The organism is Streptococcus sp. Marseille-Q7156 (genome assembly GCF_965119495.1).
Window position 1 is genome coordinate 1,880,483 of the sequence record NZ_CBCPLU010000001.1, and the last position, 20,409, is coordinate 1,900,891.

The following is a 20,409-nucleotide window of genomic DNA, read 5'->3' on the forward strand; positions in this document are numbered from 1 at the left end:
CTTTCTAGTGTCTATTATGATAGGTTACTACGATGGGAATATTGTAAAATCAACTATATCCCCTTCATCTATTAAGTGATGCCCTGCTTCAAGGACATCCTCTAAAGTAATTTCCTGTAAAATCTTTGGTAAATCAAAAATTGTCTCACCATGTTCAAAAGCATCATATTGCGTTGCAATAAATTCAAGAGAGTTCATGCTACTGAAAAATTCTCCAAACATCTCTCTTTTGATAATATCTAAATGATCCTCTGTAATATCTAAATCCTTTGTAAAATTACGAATGGCCTTCCTAAATTGATGAGATAAAGCAACTGGCTCCTTCGTATCCATTGTCAACATAACAAAATGAAAACGACTTGTTACTTCAATTTCAAGAGATAAGGAAGCATCTATTTTACCTGATTCATATAACTTTTGAAAACGATCCGAAGTCCAACCAAACATCATTGCAAACAATAATTTTAATAAAATATGATGTCGATAGCAATCCGCCTCAGCAACTTCTCGATTACCTCTAATCCCAATCGCTAGTTTGGGAGAAGATACTTCCATTCTCATACTGTCTGTTTGCTTTACAGCCTGTAAAACAAATTTTTCTCTTACTACTTCCTGAACATCTAAATCTTTCAATTCTTTTCTTTCAAAATAGTCTTGTACTTGCTCCACATCAAAATTACCAACTAAAAACAGAGACATGTTTACATGTTTGTAAAACTTTGTAAAATTTTCTTGCAATTTAGTTAGATTGATTTGGGAAATAGACTCCTTGCTTCCAACTATATCCGTTGCTAAAGGTGTACCAGTATACAAATTCGCTAAGGTTGAAAAGAATAAACACGAATCTGGATCATCTTGATACATTTCTCGTTCTTGCTGGATAATATCCTGCTCTCTAAAAATGGAATCTTCAGTAAAGTGTGCTGATGTTACCAATTCATCAAGTAAATCTAAATTTTCTAAAAAATGATCCGTTGCTGAAAAAAGATAGTTTGTTTTTGTAAAGCTTGTAAAGGCATTGCTATCTGCACATAGACTCGTAAAAGCCGACATCAAATCGCTAGAATCTTCTCTTTCAAATAATTTATGTTCAAGAAAATGAGCAATTCCTGCAGGATATTGTTTTACACCTCCGTCAACTTCTGTTACAAGCGTATCTACCGAACCAAATTGAACAGTGACACTCCCGTAAACCTCTTTAAATTCCTTTTTAGGCAAAAGAGCAACTGTCAAGCCATTTGACAAACGAGTTCGATAAACCATTTCTTTTACAGCTGGATAGTATTTTTCTTCAAAAACAACCTTTGTCATTCTATTCCTTCCATAAAGTAAATCGCTTGTAGTTTCACATTATTAGCTACTCTACAAATAGCATCTTTGTCAACTTGCTCGAGTTTTGTAATCCAACCTTTAAAGTCTGCTGAAGATTTTCCAAGTAAGGCATTTTGATAAGCACGTTCAATCAATGAACTTTGATTATCTTGAGAAAGTAATAAAGACCGACGAATCATTTCTTTGGTCTGCTCTAACTCAATCTCTGTAAAATATCCTTTTCTTAAATCAATCAGTTGATTATTCATCATTTTACGAGCCTGGTTACGATTTTCTCGATTGATACCAGCATACATCCTTAAGAATCCACTAAACAAATCAAGTTGACTTGAAATAGTATAAGCCAATCCAGCATTTTCACGGACATTTGTAAAGAGCTTAGAATGAGCAAAGCCACCAAGTAAACCATTCATTACAATCATGGGTAAATGTTGCTCATCGCCATATTCAGCAGAGCAATAATATCCCAACTCTAAAATAGACTGTCCCACATTTTTCCGAACCATACCTTCCTGAAGGATATTGGAATAAGGTTGACGATACTGAACCTTCACATCTCCTTTTCGACCTTTAAAGCCAAATGATTCTAATACATTTTGAATTTCAACCTCATTAAAATCACCTAGGAAAAAGAAATCTATTCGATCATTGGCCAAAAATTCTTGGAAACAAGAATAAGAACTTTGTGGAGTCTCAGCTAAAATACGATTTCGTAAATCACTATATTCCAATTGGAGACGTTCATCATGAAAAAATAATTTGTCTAATTCTTTATGTGCAAAATAAAAAGAATCATCCATATCAGCTGCTAAACTTGCTAGCAATTGTTTTTTCTCAATTTCAAATAAGGACGGATCAAATCCATTATCAAATACTACGGGTGAAAAAAGAGTTTCTTTTACAAGTTCCAAAACCTGAGAAGTTAGCACATTTTTCCTACTTAAAAACTCATCACGAACATAGGTAAATGTCAATTCTACAATGTGACTTTGCCCTCTTCTGAAACAATTGGTTGACATATCTGTACCGTATAAACTGGCCAAATGTTTTCTCAAATCTTGAGAAGTAGGGTACATCTGATTAGCAGTCTCTAGCATACTCGCACTCAACATGCGACCTGCAATAGTATCAAGAGATAATGGAGCGGTAAAACGCACGGTGATTTTGTTCGTTTTAAACTTTTTTGATTGGATAAAATGTGTTGAAATTCCATGCACTAACTCCATGATTTACCTCCTTATATACAGACTTCTATTATATCACGAAAACCTGAAATTTTCTTGTTCTCTGTAACACTTTTGAAATAAAAAACGCTTACATCTCTCACTATTTCTCTCACTATTTTTAGGAAAATATGGTATAATACCAAAGATTGAGGTAAATTATGGAATACAAATTATTTGAAGAATTTATTACCCTCCAAGCACTACTCAAAGAACTTGGAATTACACATAGCGGAGGAGCTATCAAATCCTTTCTCTCTGAACATTCTGTTTACTTTAATGGGGAATTAGAGAGTCGTCGCGGTAAAAAACTTCGTATTGGCGATAAAATTGACATCCCTGACATGAATATTGACATCTTGTTGACACAACCTACTTCTGAGGAGCAAGATGAATACCACGCTGATAAAGTTGAAAAAGAACGAATCGCTAAACTTGTCAAGGAGATGAATAAGGGAGTAAAAAAAGACAAATCGAACCTTTCTTCATCACCCAAAATCAAACAAGCTCCACGATTCCCTGGTAGATAATCATGTGGCTACAACACCTATCTCTCAAAACTTTTCGTAACTACAAAGAGACGAAAATAGACTTTAATCCTAAATTAAATATCTTTTTAGGACGCAATGCACAAGGTAAAACAAATATGTTAGAGGCTATCTATTTTTTAGCCTTAACACGTAGTCATCGAACTCGAACAGATAAAAATCTCATTCATTTTGATGAGGAACAGCTTCATCTTTCAGGTCTTGTTCAGAAAAAAATTGGATCCATTCCTCTCGAAATTGAACTAACACAAAAAGGCCGTGTAACAAAAGTTAATCACTTAAAACAGGCACGACTTTCAGATTATGTCGGACACATGAATGTTGTCTTATTTGCTCCTGAAGATTTACAACTAATTAAAGGAGCACCTTCGGTTCGACGCAAATTCATTGATATGGAACTTGGACAAATCAAGCCAATCTATTTATCTGACTTAACCAATTATAACCACATCCTAAAACAAAGAAACACTTATCTAAAATCAGCTCAAAAAATAGATGAAACCTTCCTCTCAGTGTTGGATGATCAGCTAGTTGATTATGGATGTCGTGTAATGAATCACCGCTTAGATTTCATAAAAAAACTAGAATCATTTGGGCGTAAGAAACATTTTGAACTCTCTAATCAGATTGAAGAATTGTCAATATCCTATCAATCTTCTGTCAAGTTAACTGACAAAGAAGACTTATCCGAATCTTTCAAAATTGCTTTAGAAAAAAGTAGATCCAGAGATTTATTTAAAAAGAATACTGGTGTTGGTCCTCATCGGGATGACATTTCTTTTTATATAAATGGGATAGATGCTAGTTTCGGAAGTCAAGGCCAACATCGTAGTCTCGTCCTTTCTATAAAATTAGCAGAAATCGAGTTAATGGAAAGTATTACTACAGAATCTCCAATATTACTACTTGACGATGTTATGAGCGAACTTGACAACACTAGACAACTAAAATTATTAGAAACGATTTCTCATTCAATCCAAACCTTTATCACAACAACAAGCTTAGACCATCTTCAAAATCTGCCAGAAAATCTAAGTATTTTCACTATTCAAAATGGTAAAGTTATTGTAAATAAAACTTGACAACATTGTAAAAGAACTCCTGTTTTAGCAGGAGTTCTTTCATTATTTTTTTACATAGAATAATTTGGTGCCTCATTAGTAATTTGTACATCGTGAGGGTGGCTTTCTTTCAAACCAGCACCAGACATTTCAATAAATTGAGCATTATCGTGTAGTTCTTTAAGGTTAGCTGCACCACAGTAACCCATACCAGAGCGAATACCACCAATCATTTGGAAGACAATGTCAGCTGCAGCTCCTTTATAAGCAACACGACCTTCAATTCCTTCTGGAACGAGTTTGTTTGCTTCATTGACAGAACCTTGGAAGTAACGATCGCTTGAACCTTTTTTCATAGCAGCGATTGATCCCATACCACGGTAAGTCTTGAACTTACGTCCTTGGAAGATTTCAGTTTCACCTGGAGCTTCATCAGTTCCAGCAAACATTGATCCAAGCATAACAGCATTTCCACCAGCCGCAAGTGCTTTTACAATATCTCCAGAATACTTGATTCCACCGTCAGCAATGATCGTTTTTCCATATTCACGCGCGACGGCTGCAGCATCATAGATAGCTGTTACTTGTGGAACACCAACACCTGCAATTACACGAGTAGTACAGATAGAACCTGGTCCAATACCAACCTTAACAACGTCTACACCCGCTTCATAGAGGGAACGTGCACCTTCAGCAGTAGCAATATTTCCAGCAATTAAAGTACGATCTGGGAAATGAGCACGAATCTCAGCAATTTTACGCAAGACACCTGCAGAATGACCATGTGCAGTATCAATAACAATCGCATCCGCTCCTGCCTCAAAAAGAGCCTCTGCACGTTCAAATGTATCTGAAGTAACACCTACTGCACCTGCAACTAGAAGACGACCAAACTCATCTTTAGCAGCATTTGGAAACTCAATAACTTTTTCAATATCTTTGATAGTAATCAAACCAGAAAGACGACCTTCTTCATCTACCAAAGGAAGTTTTTCAATACGGTGTTCTTGAAGAATATTCTCAGCTGTTGCAAGATCTGTACCCACAGGAGCAGTAACAAGATTTTCACTAGTCATATGATTTGAGATTGGTTGGTTATAGTCTGAAATAAAACGAAGATCTCGGTTTGTCAAAATACCAACCAATTTACGATTTTCAAGTGTTTCAACAACTGGAACACCACTGATGCGGTAACGACCCATAAGCTCATCTGCTTCAGCAATTGTATGTTCAGGCGTCAAGAAGAACGGATCAATAATAACCCCATTTTCAGAACGTTTTACCTTACGAACCTCGTCTGCTTGTTGAGCAATTGACATGTTTTTATGGATAACTCCGAGACCGCCTGCACGAGCAATAGCAATGGCCATTTGACTCTCTGTAACTGTGTCCATAGCAGCGGTAATAATTGGGATATTTAAAGTCAAATTATCTGCCAATTTAGTTGTTAAATCTGCATCGTTAGGCAACACATGACTTTCAGCTGGAATAAGCAATACATCATCAAAGGTAAAACCTTTTTTCAAAAATTTAGTGTCCCAATTAGACATTCGAAGTTTCCTCTTTTCTTTCTTTTTGAGCTTGACTCTTTTTATATTGTATCTATCATACCATTCTATAAAAATTTGTCAAATGTTACAGGGGTAAATAAAAAACTATCTTTTCTTTGAGATAGAAATGATAGTTTCTTGTAAAATAAACTTAGTTAAAGTAATGAAGTCCCATTGCTCCTTTAACCTCAGATAGGGTTTGACCTGCAACTTCACGCGCTCTTTCACTACCTTTTTGAAGCATATTATAAACTTCTCCCATATCCTTAGCAAATTCGATACGGCGCTCACGAATAGGACCAAGTTCACGTTCTAATATTTCAAGTAGATAACGCTTGGTCTTCACATCACCAAGACCACCTCGTTGATAATGTTCTTTCATTTCAGCAATTTCTTGAGCATCTTCTGGACGACCAAAAACATCTAGATAATGGAAAACCATATTGCCTTCAATTTTACCTGGATCTTCCACTCGAATATGATCTGGATCTGTATACATACTCATTACTTTTTTACGCAAAGTATCCGCATCATCAGCTAAATAAATACCATTATTGAGTGATTTAGACATTTTAGCATTTCCATCTAAACCAGGCAAACGCCCTGCTCTCTCATTTTCTGGATAAATACCTTCCGGTTCCACCAAGACATCACAATTATATGCATTGTTAAAAGAACGAACAATCTCGCGAGTTTGCTCAATCATTGGTTTCTGATCTGTCCCAACAGGAACATAATTGGCCTTAAAGGCTGTGATGTCAGCTGCTTGAGCGATTGGGTAGACTAAGAATCCTGTCGGAATACTTTCTCCAAATCCTTTTTGAGCAATCTCTGTCTTGACTGTTGGATTGCGCTCCAAACGTGCTAATGAAACTAGATTCATATAGTACATAGATAGTTCAGCCAACTCTGGAATTTGGCTTTGAATAAAGATAGTTGATTTACTTGGATCCAATCCAACTGCAAGATAATCCAAAGCCACATTTCCGATAGACTCTACAATTGTTTGAGGATCTTTAGCATGATCTGTCAAAGCTTGTTGGTCAGCCAAGAACACAAACATATCATACTTATCCTCTTCCTGTAATAATACTCGATTTTTGAGACTTCCAACATAATGTCCAATATGCAATTTTCCTGTTGGACGGTCTCCTGTTAAAATAATGGGTTTAGTCATTTTATTCTCCTTCGATGTGGTCCCTTCAATTATAGCATTTTTTTAATGAAATAACTGCAATTTATAAAAATAAATCAACCTTGCTATTTACGGATTTGTGTAAAGTATGCTGTAAATATAATTTACACAAAATTGACAGATAAAAATTTGAATATTTCCGTATTTTCTAGTAGAATAAATATATTACATATATAGGAGAAAAACATTGCTTACAGTATCTGATGTTTCACTACGTTTTAGTGATCGCAAACTTTTTGATGATGTCAATATCAAATTTACAGAAGGAAATACTTATGGATTAATCGGTGCTAATGGTGCCGGAAAATCAACCTTTTTAAAAATTTTAGCTGGAGATATCGAACCTACTACTGGTCACATCTCTCTTGGTCCAGATGAACGTCTCTCTGTTCTTCGTCAAAATCACTTTGACTATGAAGATGAACGTGCCATTGATGTCGTTATCATGGGAAATGAAAAACTTTATAGCATCATGAAAGAGAAAGATGCCATCTACATGAAGGAAGATTTCTCAGACGAAGATGGAGTGCGTGCTGCCGAACTTGAAGGAGAGTTTGCCGAGCTTGGAGGCTGGGAAGCAGAAAGTGAAGCCTCTCAACTACTTCAAAACCTAAACATTCCAGAAGAATTGCACTATCAAAACATGAGCGAATTGGCCAACGGTGAAAAAGTAAAGGTTCTCCTCGCCAAAGCACTTTTTGGTAAACCAGATGTTCTTCTTTTGGACGAGCCGACCAATGGTTTGGATATCCAATCAATTACATGGCTAGAAGACTTCTTGATTGATTTTGATAACACCGTTATCGTAGTATCCCACGACCGTCACTTCTTAAACAAAGTATGTACTCACATGGCCGACCTTGACTTCGGAAAAATCAAACTCTATGTCGGAAACTATGACTTCTGGAAGGAATCTTCTGAACTCGCTGCTAAATTGCTAGCAGACCGTAATGCCAAAGCAGAAGAAAAAATTAAACAATTGCAAGAGTTCGTTGCTCGTTTCTCTGCTAATGCTTCTAAGTCAAGACAGGCAACATCACGTAAGAAAATGCTTGATAAGATTGAGCTAGAAGAGATTGTACCATCTAGTCGTAAATATCCATTTATCAACTTTAAAGCGGAACGTGAAATTGGTAATGATCTCTTGACAGTAGAAAATCTAACTGTAAAGATTGATGGTGAGACTATTTTAGATAATATCAGCTTTATCTTGCGTCCAGGTGATAAGACAGCGCTTATTGGACAAAATGACATCCAAACGACTGCATTAATTCGTGCAATCATGGGAGACATTGACTATGAAGGAACTGTCAAATGGGGAGTGACCACTAGTCAATCTTACCTGCCAAAAGATAACTCAGCTGATTTCGCAGGGGGAGAATCAATTCTTGACTGGTTGCGTCAATTCGCAAGTAAAGAAGAAGATGACAATACTTTCCTACGTGGCTTCCTCGGCCGTATGCTCTTCTCTGGAGATGAGGTTAACAAACCTGTAAATGTCTTGTCAGGGGGGGAAAAAGTTCGTGTCATGCTTTCAAAACTCATGCTCTTAAAATCAAATGTTCTTGTCCTCGATGATCCAACCAATCACTTGGACTTAGAATCTATCTCAAGCTTGAACGATGGATTGAAAAACTTTAAAGAATCAATCATCTTTGCCAGCCATGACCACGAGTTTATTCAAACTCTAGCTAACCATATCATTGTCTTGTCTAAAAATGGCGTCATTGACCGTATCGATGAAACCTATGATGAATTCCTAGAAAATGCAGAAGTACAAGCAAAAGTTAAAGAACTTTGGAAAGACTAAAAAAATTCAAAACTCAGTTGGGTTAACCAGCTGAGTTTTCTAACATTTTATGAGGTAACATGAAATTATTTTTTAAAACATATTGGACCTATTTTGTTTCTTTCATCATTCCCATAATCATTATGATAGGAGTATATCTATCTCAAGGTATCTACTGGAATAGCGATACATCTCCACTATTAGGAGATGGGTTTCATCAATACGTTATTTTTGATATAGCTCTAAGAAATATCCTACATGGAAATGGTAGTTTGTTCTACACCTTTACAAGTGGCCTCGGATTGAATTTCTATGCCCTATCTAGTTATTACTTGGGTAGTTTCCTTTCACCACTAGTTTACTTTTTTGATCTAACTAATATGCCAGATGCTGTCTATCTGACAACTCTCTTAAAATTTGGATTGATTGGACTGTCAACTTACTTTAGTTTAAATAAATTATTTCAATCGATTCCTAAGCCTTTAAAACTAGCTTTATCTACTTCCTATGCTCTGATGAGTTTCACTGTCAGTCAATTAGAGATAAAAACCTGGCTAGATGTTTTTATCTTGATTCCTTTAATTATAACTGGTTTACAGCTACTTATCACTGAAAAGAATTTCCTATTGTACTTTACAAGTCTGTCAATCTTATTTATCCAAAACTATTATTTTGGCTATATGACAGCATTGTTTCTTATTTTCTGGTATCTCTGCCAAATTTCTTGGGACTTTAAAACTCGAAAATCATCTTTTCTTTATTTCATAATCACCTCCGTTTTAGCTGGTATGGCTAGTTTGATTCTGACTCTTCCTACTCTGTTTGATTTACAGACACATGGGGAAAAATTAACTGAAATTACAAAGTTTCAAACTGAAAGTAGCTGGTATCTTGATCTCTTTGCTAAACAATTCATCGGTTCCTTTGACACAACAAAGTATGGGGCCATCCCAATGATTTTTGTTGGACTACTTCCCTTTATTTTGACTATTTTATTTTTTACGATGAAATCTATTAAGTTTCACGTGAAACTTATCTATACAATCTTCTTTGCATTTCTAATTGCTAGCTTTTATATAGAAGCTCTTGATTTATTTTGGCAAGGCATGCATACTCCAAACATGTTTTTACATCGCTATGCTTGGATTTTCTCTACCTTGTTAATTTACACAGCAGCAGAAGTCTTAAAGCGTCTGAAAGAACTTAAAGTCTGGAATTTTTTAGTTTCGCTTTTTCTTATAGTAACAGGATTTTTAGCTACCATCTATCTAAAATCACATTATTCTTTTTTAACAGATTTGAATATTCTGCTTACTCTTGAATTTTTGGTTGTCTATTCGCTTTTACTCCTTGCAGTTATCAAAAAGTTTATCTCTGTAAATCTATTTGCCATTCTAATTTCTTTATTTATAATGGTTGAAATAAGTTTAAATGCTTCATCTCAAATAGACGGAATTGCTAAAGAATGGGGTTTTGCTTCTCGAAGTTCATATAATCGAGATATCCCAGCTATGGAATCTTTCTCAACATATATTGGAAATCAATTTACTCGTACTGAAAAACTACAAACTCAGACAGGAAATGACAGTATGAAATTCAACTACAATGGAATCTCTCAATTTTCATCTGTTCGAAATCGTTCAGCAAGCTCTACTTTGGATAAACTTGGGTTTAAATCCTCTGGGACTAATCTCAATCTCCGTTATGCCAATAATAGTATTTTGGCTGATAGTTTATTTGGCATCCAGTATAATATCTCAGAAAACCCTATTGATAAGTATGGTTTCCAAGATGTATATCAAAAAGATAATCTTACTCTATATGAAAATCAGTTCTCTCTTCCAATTGCCTTTGCTAGTCAATCTGTTTACAATGATGTCAAGTTCAATGAACATACTCTAGATAATCAGGCCAAGTTTTTAAATCAACTTGCTAACGTCGATTTTGATTATTTTTCTCCAATCCCTTATGAAAAAACTGAAAATACTGATGATTTGATTAGTGTTACAAGTTCGTCAAATGAGGATGCAGCAATCCAGTATCAAATTGAAGTACCAGAAAACAGCCAAGTTTATCTTTCTTTCACAAATCTTCACTTTTCTAATGATAAACAAAAGAAGGTTGACATCCTTGTAAATGGTGAAAAAAAGACTTTTACAACTGATAATGTCTTCTCCTTCTTTAATCTAGGCTATACAAAAGAGAAAAAAACTTTCAATATCAATGTTAGTTTCCCTGGAAATTCACAAGTATCATTTGAATCTCCTACTTTCTATCGTTTAGATACCCAAACTTTAACTGAGGCAATTCAAAAAATTAAAGAACAGCCTGTAACAGTATCAACTTCTAAAAACAGGGTTTTTGCTAGATATGATGTCAAACAAGATACATCTATTTTCTTCACCATTCCTTATGACAAAGGTTGGTCTGCCTACCAAGATGATAAGAAAATAGAAATTAAACAAGCTCAAACTGGATTTATGAAAGTTGATGTTCCCAAGGGAAAAGGAACTATTACACTTTCCTTTATTCCCAATGGTTTTATTACTGGAGCAATCTGTTCCTTTACTTCTCTTTTACTATTTGGAATCTATAATCACAAACGAAAGTCATCTAAGGCTTAAAAAATCGACCAGTTGGTCGATTTTTTTAATCTTCTTCCATTTTCTTAGGTTGATAGGCTAGCATACCTAAACCAGTAAATAGAGCTAGTATCACAGCAAGGAAAATGACTTGCTGATGAATATTTCCTGTCATAGAGATTGTTTGTCGTAATCCCGAAACTGAATAACTCATTGGTAACCAAGGATTAATGGCTCTAAAGAAATCATTTGTCAAAGCAAGTGGGTAAGTACCTGCACTTGATGCTAACTGTAATAAAAGCAAGATAAGAGAGAAGAAAGCTCCTATACGGCTATTCCATGTTGTTAAAGCGGTCACCATGGACATGAATACTAAACTTGTTAGGATAATGAGAATAAATGTTCTCATCTCATGATTAGCCGTTAGACCAATAAGATGAACTCCTCCATATACCAAAATTCCTGACAAAACAGCTATAATACCATTTATTTCAGCTCGAGATTTCAACCAAGCCCAACGACTCTCTGGATGACGTCCTGAAGGCAACTTCGCAAAGATCATATTCGTTGATATTGCTGCAACAAAGAGAGCAACTGATATCATATAAGGAGCCATTGCGATTCCATTTACAAGAACTTGGTCATTGTCTGTTTTGGAAAGATTGAGTGGATTTGACAAAATCTCTGCATTTTTAGATTCCGTTGATGCTGATTTAAGTTGATCACTAGCATTACTTAGTCCTTGTCCTAAAGAAACAACTCCTGTCTGTAAACCTTCCAATCCAGAAGTTAACTTTGTTACACCTTCTGCTAGTTTCCCAGCTCCATCTGCCAATTTATTAGCTCCACTTTCTAATTGAGAAGAACCTGAAATTAACTGACTGGATTTGTCAGCTAGTTGGCTAGATCCTGACTGCAATTTATCAACTCCTGCTATCAATTCTTGACTCTTTCGATTCAATTGATTGGAGCCAGTTGATAATTTTTCAATACTAGATACTAATTCTGGAGTTTTTTTAGCTAATTTTTCAATACCAGATACTAATTCTGGAGTTTTTTTAGCTAATTTTTCAATACCAGATACTAATTCTGGAGTTTTTTTAGCTAATTGACCAATTCCTGCTGTCAAGCTAGAAGATTTTTGTGTCAAGGTGTTTGAGCCTGAAACTAGTTGATCCAAACTACCTGTCAAGGTGGAATTTTTTTCACTTAGTTGACTTGCACCCTGAGAAACTTTATCAACACCTGTAGTATATGCGTTTACACCTGATGCAATTGACTGACTGGCAGGAACTAATTTACTAGTAACAGCTCCTTGTATCTCTGTTAATCCACTTGACAATCCTGTCAAAGAAGTAGAAGCACGCGGTAATACTTGATTAGCTTGATTTTTTAACGTCGAAAGATTTGAAGATTGATTTTGTAAGTTTTCTAAACTTCCCTGTAAACCTTCTACTAAAGCTATAATTGACCGAGCCGATTGAATACTATCAGTCGAATTTTGAGATACAGAAGCACTTATCTCAGCTTGTTGCTCACTTGTCAAGGATTGATAAGCTGCTGTTGATTGAATATTGGCTAATGTAGTTGCTTTTTCAGACTGAGCACTTACTAGCATTTGATTAGAAAGAGATACTATACTTGATAAAACAGAATCTAACTGTTTTGTATCTCCAACATCAATATTTTGAATAACTTGATTTAACTGATTCAGACCAGAAGATAATTGATTAATTTGATCTTTTTGCCCAGACGAAGCATCTAACTTACTAGAAAGTTGTTGAATCCCTTCACTTAATTGCTCCACACCCATTCGAAGGGTAGCTGATTGATTAGATAACTGACTCGCACCTGTTGCAAGATTTCCCACTCCATTTGTATAGGCACTAACACCAGATGAAAATTGAGTAAGACCTGCATTAAGCTGAGAAACACCGCCAGTATAGGATTCTACACCAGTATATAATTGATTGATTCCTCTTACTAATTCAGGACTTTTAGAAGATAATTGATTGATTCCTCTTACTAATTCAGGACTTTTAGAAGATAATTGACCTAATCCCCTATCTAATTGACTCACTGCACCAGTATATGTAACTAAACCACTATTAAAATTTCCTAAGCCAAGATGAAGTTGTTCGACACCAGAAACATAATCAGATAATCCTTTAGTAAACTGCTCCGTTCCATTTGAAAATGTTAAACTTGAAGCTGCTAAAGAGTGTAGGTTGGTAGTTAATGTTTGACTTCCTGCCACTAACTGATTCGCTCCATCAGTTAATTTTTCACTACCAGAAGCTGCTTGACTCATACCATCCTTTAATTCGACCATCTTATCAAATAAAGCTTTAGTATAGGTCTCAGTTACATTTGTAGACACATTCTGCTTTAATTGTGTCATCGCAGAATCGCTCATCTTGCTAGCAATAAAACTATGACCACTTGAAGTCTGATAATCGATTTGCATTTGCTCTGGATGATTCGTTAAAATAGAAGCTGCTTTTTCAGATAAATCACTTGGTAAAGTCACTACCATATAGTAATCGCCATCTTCCAATCCCTTCTTTCCTTCCTCTTCATCTACAAAATGAAAATCCAAGCTTTTATTTTCTTTTAAATTGGAGACCATGTCTTTTCCTATAGCCATGGTATTAGCGTTATAGGAAGCTTCTTTATCATTATTGACAACTGCCACAGGTAAGTCAGATAATTGCCCATATGGATCCCACATTGATGACAAAAATATGATATTGTACAGAGCTGGAATAAGAGAAATCCCTATCATGACAATAATAAAGGTTGGTTTTTTAAAAATTGCTTTCCATTCTTTAAACATATCTTCTCCTTTTTTAAACATATTGTCTAAAATTTTGATATAATAGATTATACATTAAAAAATCTAAATTACAAGATAAAAAATCCATTTTTAGACAGATAGTCTAATTTGTTTATAAGGAGGAAATATGCAAGAAAGTAACAAACGCTTAAAAACAAAGCGAACTATTGAAAATTCTATGGTACAATTACTCATGGAACAACCATTTGATCAAATTTCTACTGTCAAGTTAGCAGAAAAAGCCGGAATTAGTCGTTCCAGCTTCTATACTCACTATAAGGATAAGTATGATATGATTGAGCACTATCAAAGCAAGCTATTTCATACATTTGAATATATTTTTCAAAAACATGCTCATCACAAAAGAGATGCTATTTTAGAAGTGTTTGAATATCTAGAGTCAGAACCACTTCTGGCTGCCCTTCTTTCTGAAAATGGGACGAAAGAAATCCAAAATTTCTTACGAAATAAACTTCATATCATGCTCAGTACAGATTTACAAAAGCAATTTATGCAACTAAATCTCAATACCACTGAATTAGAATATAGTAGCGTCTATCTAACTCACGCACTTTTTGGTGTCTGCCAAACTTGGATTGCACATGGAAAAAAAGAAAGTCCTCAAGAAATAACAGACTTCCTTATGAAAATGCTTGGTGATACAAATTGATACAAAAAGAGGAACACAGTTGTGTTCCCTTTTATCTATACTCCGCCAGTAGGACTCGAACCTACGACATCATGATTAACAGTCATGCGCTACTACCAACTGAGCTATGGCGGATAAAATAGTCCGTACGGGATTCGAACCCGTGTTACCGCCGTGAAAAGGCGGTGTCTTAACCCCTTGACCAACGGACCTTCTATCTGTAGCAGATATAACCATTATATCAATTTCTTACTAATTGTCAATCACTTTTGAGATTTTTTCTCTAAAATATCTTTTAACTTTCTAATTTTTAACCTTGAAATAGGACAGCGATGGTCTTCATAGAAAACAACTTCTAGATTCTTTCGGTCAATTTCTCTGATATTGCCTATATTTACCAAAAATGACTTATGAGGAGAATAAAATCTCTGAGTATGTTTGTCCTTTTCCTGAATATCTGTCATGGTACCGTAAAACTCTTTTGCAAAATTCTTACCAATAATGCGTAATTTATGAGAGACACCTGTCGTTTCAATATACAAAATATCATGGTAAGGAATTTTTAAATCATTTCCCTTGTAATTGTAATCAAAATAATCTACCACATCTTCATTTTCAAGTAACATACTCTTCGTATAGAAGATATTTTGCTCAATTCTCTTCTTGAACATCTCATCATTGATATCCTTATCAACAAAATCTAGGGCTGATACTTGGTATTTATAGGTCAAAGTCGCAAACTCTGATCGACTAGTGATAAAGACGATAATAGCGTAAGGATTGTAATGACGAATGAGCTGAGCCACTTCAAATCCCTTTTTCTCAATTCCATGAATATCAATATCTAGAAAATAAAGCTGATTTACTTCATCGTTTTCAATGTATTCTTCAAATTCACGGACTTTTCCCGTTGTCTTGTATGATATTGGAATATTCGATTCTTTCGAAATTTCATCCAATATTCTCTCTAGTCTCACTTGATGTTCAATAACATCCTCTAAAATTAAAACTTTCATTCAAATTCCCTCTTAAATCTAATAATTTGTCTAAATGTACTGCCTTCCATCTCTGTTTCTAAAATGATGTTGTTGTACTTATCTAGTAGTTCTTTCACATTATTTAATCCGACTCCTCGATTTCTTCCCTTAGTGGAGAATCCTAAGGCAAATAGATCTTCTGAAGGAGTCATCGTCATTTTACATGAATTCTGAATCACAATAACTGTTTCAGTTTCCATCTTAATAACTGCTACTTCCATCTGCTTTTTATAGCTATCAGCCGATCCTTCGACAGCATTGTTCAATAAAACGCTCATGATACGAACCAAATCCAATAGTTCAATTGGGAGCTTGGTAATCGTATCTTTTACTTCCAGTGTAAACTCCACACCGTTATTTCGAGCATAGACAATTGACTGAGCAACCAAACTTCGTAAAGCTGAGTCTTCTATGTTGTTCAAATCAAAGTAAGTGTACTTATCTGAACGCAGTTTATGATTGGCTTTGACCAAAACTTCATTGTAAATTCTGTCAATTTCCTGTAAATCACCACTGTCAATTGCCATCTGCATGCTGACAAGCATACCAGCATAGTCATGTCGAAAACCACGAATTTCATTATACAGACCGACAATTTCATCTGTATAATTCTGTAAATGTTTCTGTTCAAATTTCTTCTGCTTCAACGCAATCTCTTTCTCCATTTGTTCTTTATGAGAATTCATTGCAAAGAAGGTCAAAAATAGAGAGATAAAGACAATAGATGACAAAATACTTCCAAAACTATTCAAATGTTTAATCGTACTTACCATATCAGAAACGAAAGATACAATATGTAGCAATAGTAAAGCAAAAAATACTTTTTTCAAGAAAGGATAAAGGTAGTCCTTGTCAAAATAGATTAGTTCCAAATGGAAATAATGAATTATTTTTAAGACAACAAAATAGGTTAACACCGTTACAACGAAAAAGAATGGGTAATAATGTTGTAAAACAAAATTGTCTCCTGTTATAGAGGAGAAAGTTACGGACAGAAAGTTATGAGTGCTCTCATATAAAAGAGATAGTAGTAAACTTAGAAATAGTCCTCTATCCCTCTCATACTGTTTAATCCATCGAAAATAGGAATATAAGCCCAAAGGAAGTAAAAATGTTGCAGTCCCTAACCCATCCAAATTTAGAAGATAAAAGGAAAGTTCAAGTACTACTTCTACTAGTAATGTATAAGCACCAAAAACGTATAGCTCTTTTCTATTTATTTGACCTTTACAAATTAAATGGTAACTGTAACTAATAATTAAAAAATGACCAATAACTGTCCCAAATCCAAGTAAATTCATTACTCTTTCTCCTTATTTCATTACTTTTTTCGTTGGAAAAGAAAATCAAGGATGAGGTCTGAAACTCTACTTTCCCCACCTTGAATCTCCTGCAAGTCTTTTTCCTTCAAGGCTACAAACTGTTCCAATTTAACTGTGTTTTTCATAATAAAATCTCCTAAAATGTTTTTTTTTTGTAAGCTAACTTACAAAAACCATTATACAAAATGGAATTTCATTTTAGATAAAATTCTCTCAACTGTCATTTTTTTCTCCCCAAGTGTACTTTTTTAAGAAAAAAGCCGGGAAAATTCCCAGCTTTGCTACTATATTGATCCCAGCAGGATTCGAACCTGCGACCGTTCGCTTAGAAGGCGAATGCTCTATCCAGCTGAGCTATGAGACCTAACACCATTATTCTACCAAAAATTCAATTAAAAGTCAATTTTCTATTTATGATAGGGCGAACCCTGCTGAATCGTAAAAGCGCGATAGATTTGTTCAACAAGAACTAGTCTCATTAACTGATGGGGCAAGGTTAAACGGCCAAAACTAACAGAAAGATTAGCTCTCTTTTTTACATCCTGTGCTAACCCCAGACTCCCTCCAATAATAAATGTAAGAGTAGAAAATCCTTTTATAGAAGCTTCTTCTAATTGTTTACTAAATTCTTCTGATGAGAACATTTTCCCTTCGATAGCCAACACAATAACGAAATCACGGTCACCAACTTTTGATAAAATTCTCTGCCCTTCTATTTCTAAAATCTTTTGATTTTCTGACTCACTGGCTTTATCTGGTGTTTTTTCATCTGCTAGCTCAATCATTTCAAGCTTAGCAAATCGAGAAATTCGTTTTGAATACTCCGCGATACCATCTTTTAAATACTTTTCTTTCAGTTTCCCAACTGTTACAACTTTAATTTTCATGACTCTATTCTAACATATTCTCTATTTTTTCACATCTTATTCACAAAATAAAAGGTTAATTTTAACCGAGAAAACCACAGATTTTTGAAAGTTATCCACAATCTGTGAAAAACTTTTGTTTTTAAGTTATAATTAAGCTAGTCAGTTTATACTTTCAGTAATTTCAAACATATGGAGGCAAATATGAAACATCTAAAAACATTTTACAAAAAATGGTTTCAATTATTAGTCGTTATCGTCATTAGCTTTATTAGTGGAGCCTTGGGTAGCTTTTCAATAAACCAACTAACTCAAAAAAGTGGTGTAAGTAGCTCTAACAAAAATAGTACTATTACACAGACTGCCTATAAGAACGAAAATTCAACAACACAGGCTGTTAACAAAGTAAAAGATGCTGTTGTTTCTGTTATCACTTATTCAGCCAACAAACAAAATAGCGTATTTGGTAATGATGATACTGACACTGATTCTCAGCAAATCTCTAGTGAAGGATCTGGGGTTATTTATAAAAAGAATGATAAAGAAGCTTATATTGTCACCAATAATCACGTTATAAATGGCGCCAGCAAAGTAGATATTCGTTTGTCAGATGGAACTAAAGTACCCGGAGAAATTGTCGGAGCGGACACTTTCTCTGATATTGCTGTCGTCAAAATCTCTTCAGAAAAAGTGACAACAGTAGCTGAGTTTGGTGATTCTAGCAAGTTAACCGTAGGAGAAACTGCTATTGCCATCGGTAGCCCATTAGGTTCTGAATATGCTAATACTGTCACTCAAGGTATCGTATCTAGTCTTAATCGAAATGTATCTTTAAAATCTGAAGATGGACAAGCTATTTCTACAAAAGCTATCCAAACTGATACTGCTATTAACCCAGGTAACTCTGGTGGCCCACTAATCAATATTCAAGGACAGGTTATCGGAATTACCTCAAGTAAAATTGCCACAAATGGAGGAACCTCTGTAGAAGGCCTTGGTTTCGCAATCCCTGCAAATGATGCTATCAATATTATTGAACAGTTGGAAAAGAACGGAAAAGTGACGCGTCCAGCTTTGGGCATCCAAATGGTCAATCTCTCAAATATTAATACAAGTGATATTAGAAGACTGAATATTCCAAGCAGTGTAACATCTGGTGTAGTTGTTCGTTCTGTACAAAGTAATATGCCTGCCAATGGTCACCTTGAAAAATACGATGTCATTACCAAAGTAGATGACAAAGATATTGCTTCATCAACAGACTTACAAAGTGCTCTTTACAATCATTCTATCGGAGACACCATTAAGATAACATACTATCGCAACGGTAAAGAAGAAACTACATCTATTAAACTTGACAAGAGTTCAGGTGATTTAGAATCTTAATTGACATCTATGTAAAGAAAGCTTTACATAAGAGAAAAGATGTGTTAGTGTAGAATCATGGAAAAATTTGAAATGATTTCTATCACGGATATACAAAAAAATCCTTATCAACCTCGAAAAGAATTTGATAAAGAAAAACTAGATGAACTAGCACAGTCTATCAAAGAAAATGGGGTCATTCAACCGATTATTGTTCGTCAATCTCCTGTTATTGGTTATGAAATCCTTGCAGGAGAGAGACGCTATCGGGCTTCACTTTTAGCTGGTCTGACGTCTATACCAGCTGTTGTTAAACAACTTTCAGACCAAGAGATGATGGTCCATTCCATCATTGAAAATTTACAGAGAGAAAATTTGAATCCAATAGAAGAAGCACGCGCCTATGAATCTCTCGTAGAAAAAGGATTTACCCATGCTGAAATTGCAGATAAAATGGGCAAGTCTCGTCCTTATATCAGTAACTCCATTCGTTTGCTTTCCTTACCAGAACAGATTATCTCAGAAGTAGAAAATGGCAAACTATCACAAGCTCATGCGCGTTCGCTAGTTGGGTTAAATAAGGAACAACAAGACTATTTCTTTCAACGAATTATAGAAGAAGACATTTCTGTAAGGAAGTTAGAAGCTCTTCTGACAGATAAAAAACAAAAGAAACTGCAAAAAACTGATCATTTCATACAAAATGAAGAAGAACAGTTAAAAAAACTACTTGGATTAGATGTAGAAATCAAATTGTCTAAAAAAGACAGTGGAAAAATCATTATTTCTTTTTCAAATCAAGAAGAATACAGTAGAATTATCAACAGCCTGAAATAAGGCTGTTCTTTTATTTTTTTATCTCACAAGGTTATCCACTATTTTTTTTCTATAAAAAACTTAATAAATCAATAGTTTCTGATTTTATCCCCAACCTGTGGATAAAACTTGATAACATTGTGGATTATTTTTCACAGCTTGTGGAAAATTCTTCCTATCTATGGTAAAATAAGTCTAGCATTAAACTTTTAAACAAGTAGTAAAGGAGGAGAACGGA

Annotated in this window: 16 protein-coding genes and 3 tRNA genes; 7 read left to right on the forward strand and 12 right to left on the reverse strand. The window is 34.8% G+C overall.

The genetic code is table 11. The features are described 5' to 3' along the window. Window positions 1-27: 27 nt before the first annotated feature. Window positions 28-1,311 (reverse strand): EF-P 5-aminopentanol modification-associated protein YfmH, encoded by a 1,284-nt coding sequence (gene yfmH, locus ACWPV5_RS08755; protein WP_454383399.1) that lies wholly within the window; start codon window positions 1,309-1,311, stop codon window positions 28-30. Then, on the reverse strand, window positions 1,308-2,558 hold the full coding sequence (gene yfmF / locus ACWPV5_RS08760) for an EF-P 5-aminopentanol modification-associated protein YfmF (RefSeq protein ID WP_454383401.1): 1,251 nt from the start codon (window positions 2,556-2,558) through the stop codon (window positions 1,308-1,310). Before yfmF ends, yfmH begins: the two co-directional genes overlap by 4 nt. A gap of 158 nt (window positions 2,559-2,716) precedes the next feature. Here yfmF and yaaA point away from each other — a divergent pair, with 158 nt between their 5' ends. Beyond that, window positions 2,717-3,085: a S4 domain-containing protein YaaA gene (gene yaaA / locus ACWPV5_RS08765; RefSeq protein WP_261070725.1), complete on the forward strand. Its 369-nt coding sequence runs from the start codon at window positions 2,717-2,719 to the stop codon at window positions 3,083-3,085. A 2-nt stretch (window positions 3,086-3,087) separates the two neighbouring features. After that, entirely contained in the window at window positions 3,088-4,185 is a 1,098-nt protein-coding gene (recF, locus tag ACWPV5_RS08770; protein WP_261070724.1) for a DNA replication/repair protein RecF, read from the forward strand. 50 nt (window positions 4,186-4,235) lie between these two features. On the opposite strand, the gene guaB is transcribed toward recF, so the two are convergent. Both guaB and trpS read right to left on the reverse strand, forming a co-directional pair. Next, window positions 4,236-5,714: an IMP dehydrogenase gene (gene guaB / locus ACWPV5_RS08775; RefSeq protein WP_219967467.1), complete on the reverse strand. Its 1,479-nt coding sequence runs from the start codon at window positions 5,712-5,714 to the stop codon at window positions 4,236-4,238. A 151-nt stretch (window positions 5,715-5,865) separates the two neighbouring features. After that, window positions 5,866-6,891 (reverse strand): tryptophan--tRNA ligase, encoded by a 1,026-nt coding sequence (trpS, locus tag ACWPV5_RS08780; RefSeq protein ID WP_000165458.1) that lies wholly within the window; start codon window positions 6,889-6,891, stop codon window positions 5,866-5,868. Window positions 6,892-7,096: 205 nt separating this feature from the next. Between trpS and ACWPV5_RS08785 the strand changes: the two genes are divergently transcribed. Together ACWPV5_RS08785 and ACWPV5_RS08790 are read left to right on the forward strand one after the other, a co-directional pair. Further along, on the forward strand, window positions 7,097-8,719 hold the full coding sequence (locus ACWPV5_RS08785; protein ID WP_000958772.1) for an ATP-binding cassette domain-containing protein: 1,623 nt from the start codon (window positions 7,097-7,099) through the stop codon (window positions 8,717-8,719). 59 nt (window positions 8,720-8,778) lie between these two features. Further along, the gene (locus tag ACWPV5_RS08790; RefSeq protein ID WP_454383404.1) at window positions 8,779-11,322 is read left to right on the forward strand and encodes a YfhO family protein; all 2,544 of its coding nucleotides are present in this window, start codon (window positions 8,779-8,781) and stop codon (window positions 11,320-11,322) included. Between the two features lie 25 nt (window positions 11,323-11,347). Here the strand turns inward: ACWPV5_RS08790 and ACWPV5_RS08795 are convergent, their stop codons facing one another. Next, window positions 11,348-14,116: a YhgE/Pip family protein gene (locus tag ACWPV5_RS08795; RefSeq protein WP_261070723.1), complete on the reverse strand. Its 2,769-nt coding sequence runs from the start codon at window positions 14,114-14,116 to the stop codon at window positions 11,348-11,350. A 127-nt stretch (window positions 14,117-14,243) separates the two neighbouring features. On the opposite strand from ACWPV5_RS08795, the gene ACWPV5_RS08800 reads away from it, so the two are divergent. Beyond that, window positions 14,244-14,786 carry a TetR/AcrR family transcriptional regulator gene (locus ACWPV5_RS08800; RefSeq protein WP_454383406.1) on the forward strand — a complete coding sequence of 181 codons (543 nt, stop codon included), beginning with the start codon at window positions 14,244-14,246 and terminating at the stop codon, window positions 14,784-14,786. A gap of 40 nt (window positions 14,787-14,826) precedes the next feature. Here the strand turns inward: ACWPV5_RS08800 and ACWPV5_RS08805 are convergent. From ACWPV5_RS08805 to rlmH, 7 genes are all read right to left on the reverse strand, one after another. Continuing rightward, window positions 14,827-14,900 (reverse strand) — tRNA-Asn (locus ACWPV5_RS08805). Between the two features lie 5 nt (window positions 14,901-14,905). Further along, window positions 14,906-14,977: transfer RNA gene (locus ACWPV5_RS08810), tRNA-Glu, on the reverse strand. A 51-nt stretch (window positions 14,978-15,028) separates the two neighbouring features. After that, window positions 15,029-15,781: a competence system response regulator transcription factor ComE gene (gene comE, locus ACWPV5_RS08815; protein ID WP_000866069.1), complete on the reverse strand. Its 753-nt coding sequence runs from the start codon at window positions 15,779-15,781 to the stop codon at window positions 15,029-15,031. Further along, entirely contained in the window at window positions 15,778-17,103 is a 1,326-nt protein-coding gene (gene comD / locus ACWPV5_RS08820; RefSeq protein WP_173251468.1) for a competence system sensor histidine kinase ComD, read from the reverse strand. The genes comE and comD overlap by 4 nt, the downstream gene beginning before the upstream one ends. A gap of 20 nt (window positions 17,104-17,123) precedes the next feature. Then, window positions 17,124-17,249, reverse strand: a complete 126-nt coding sequence (gene comC, locus ACWPV5_RS08825) for a competence-stimulating peptide ComC (protein ID WP_101786261.1) — start codon at window positions 17,247-17,249, stop codon at window positions 17,124-17,126. 165 nt (window positions 17,250-17,414) lie between these two features. Then, a tRNA-Arg gene (locus ACWPV5_RS08830) sits at window positions 17,415-17,488 on the reverse strand. A 43-nt stretch (window positions 17,489-17,531) separates the two neighbouring features. Further along, window positions 17,532-18,011, reverse strand: coding sequence for a 23S rRNA (pseudouridine(1915)-N(3))-methyltransferase RlmH (gene rlmH / locus ACWPV5_RS08835; protein ID WP_219967471.1), 480 nt, complete (start codon window positions 18,009-18,011; stop codon window positions 17,532-17,534). A 183-nt stretch (window positions 18,012-18,194) separates the two neighbouring features. Here rlmH and ACWPV5_RS08840 point away from each other — a divergent pair, with 183 nt between their 5' ends. Further along, on the forward strand, window positions 18,195-19,376 hold the full coding sequence (locus tag ACWPV5_RS08840; protein WP_454383410.1) for a S1C family serine protease: 1,182 nt from the start codon (window positions 18,195-18,197) through the stop codon (window positions 19,374-19,376). 57 nt (window positions 19,377-19,433) lie between these two features. Further along, a complete protein-coding gene (locus ACWPV5_RS08845) occupies window positions 19,434-20,192 on the forward strand; it encodes a ParB/RepB/Spo0J family partition protein (protein ID WP_219967473.1) in 759 nt (252 codons plus the stop codon). The last annotated feature ends 217 nt before the right edge of the window (window positions 20,193-20,409 follow it).

Coding starts and splice junctions, on each gene's coding strand:
- ACWPV5_RS08845 (WP_219967473.1), top strand. CDS start 19,434: ATGGAAAAATTTGAAATGATTTCTATCACGGATATACAAAAAAATCCT.
- comE (WP_000866069.1), bottom strand. CDS start 15,781: ATGAAAGTTTTAATTTTAGAGGATGTTATTGAACATCAAGTGAGACTA.
- yaaA (WP_261070725.1), top strand. CDS start 2,717: ATGGAATACAAATTATTTGAAGAATTTATTACCCTCCAAGCACTACTC.
- yfmF (WP_454383401.1), bottom strand. CDS start 2,558: ATGGAGTTAGTGCATGGAATTTCAACACATTTTATCCAATCAAAAAAG.
- comC (WP_101786261.1), bottom strand. CDS start 17,249: ATGAAAAACACAGTTAAATTGGAACAGTTTGTAGCCTTGAAGGAAAAA.
- guaB (WP_219967467.1), bottom strand. CDS start 5,714: ATGTCTAATTGGGACACTAAATTTTTGAAAAAAGGTTTTACCTTTGAT.
- ACWPV5_RS08800 (WP_454383406.1), top strand. CDS start 14,244: ATGCAAGAAAGTAACAAACGCTTAAAAACAAAGCGAACTATTGAAAAT.
- ACWPV5_RS08840 (WP_454383410.1), top strand. CDS start 18,195: ATGAAACATCTAAAAACATTTTACAAAAAATGGTTTCAATTATTAGTC.
- comD (WP_173251468.1), bottom strand. CDS start 17,103: ATGAATTTACTTGGATTTGGGACAGTTATTGGTCATTTTTTAATTATT.
- yfmH (WP_454383399.1), bottom strand. CDS start 1,311: ATGACAAAGGTTGTTTTTGAAGAAAAATACTATCCAGCTGTAAAAGAA.
- rlmH (WP_219967471.1), bottom strand. CDS start 18,011: ATGAAAATTAAAGTTGTAACAGTTGGGAAACTGAAAGAAAAGTATTTA.
- trpS (WP_000165458.1), bottom strand. CDS start 6,891: ATGACTAAACCCATTATTTTAACAGGAGACCGTCCAACAGGAAAATTG.
- ACWPV5_RS08795 (WP_261070723.1), bottom strand. CDS start 14,116: ATGTTTAAAGAATGGAAAGCAATTTTTAAAAAACCAACCTTTATTATT.
- recF (WP_261070724.1), top strand. CDS start 3,088: ATGTGGCTACAACACCTATCTCTCAAAACTTTTCGTAACTACAAAGAG.
- ACWPV5_RS08790 (WP_454383404.1), top strand. CDS start 8,779: ATGAAATTATTTTTTAAAACATATTGGACCTATTTTGTTTCTTTCATC.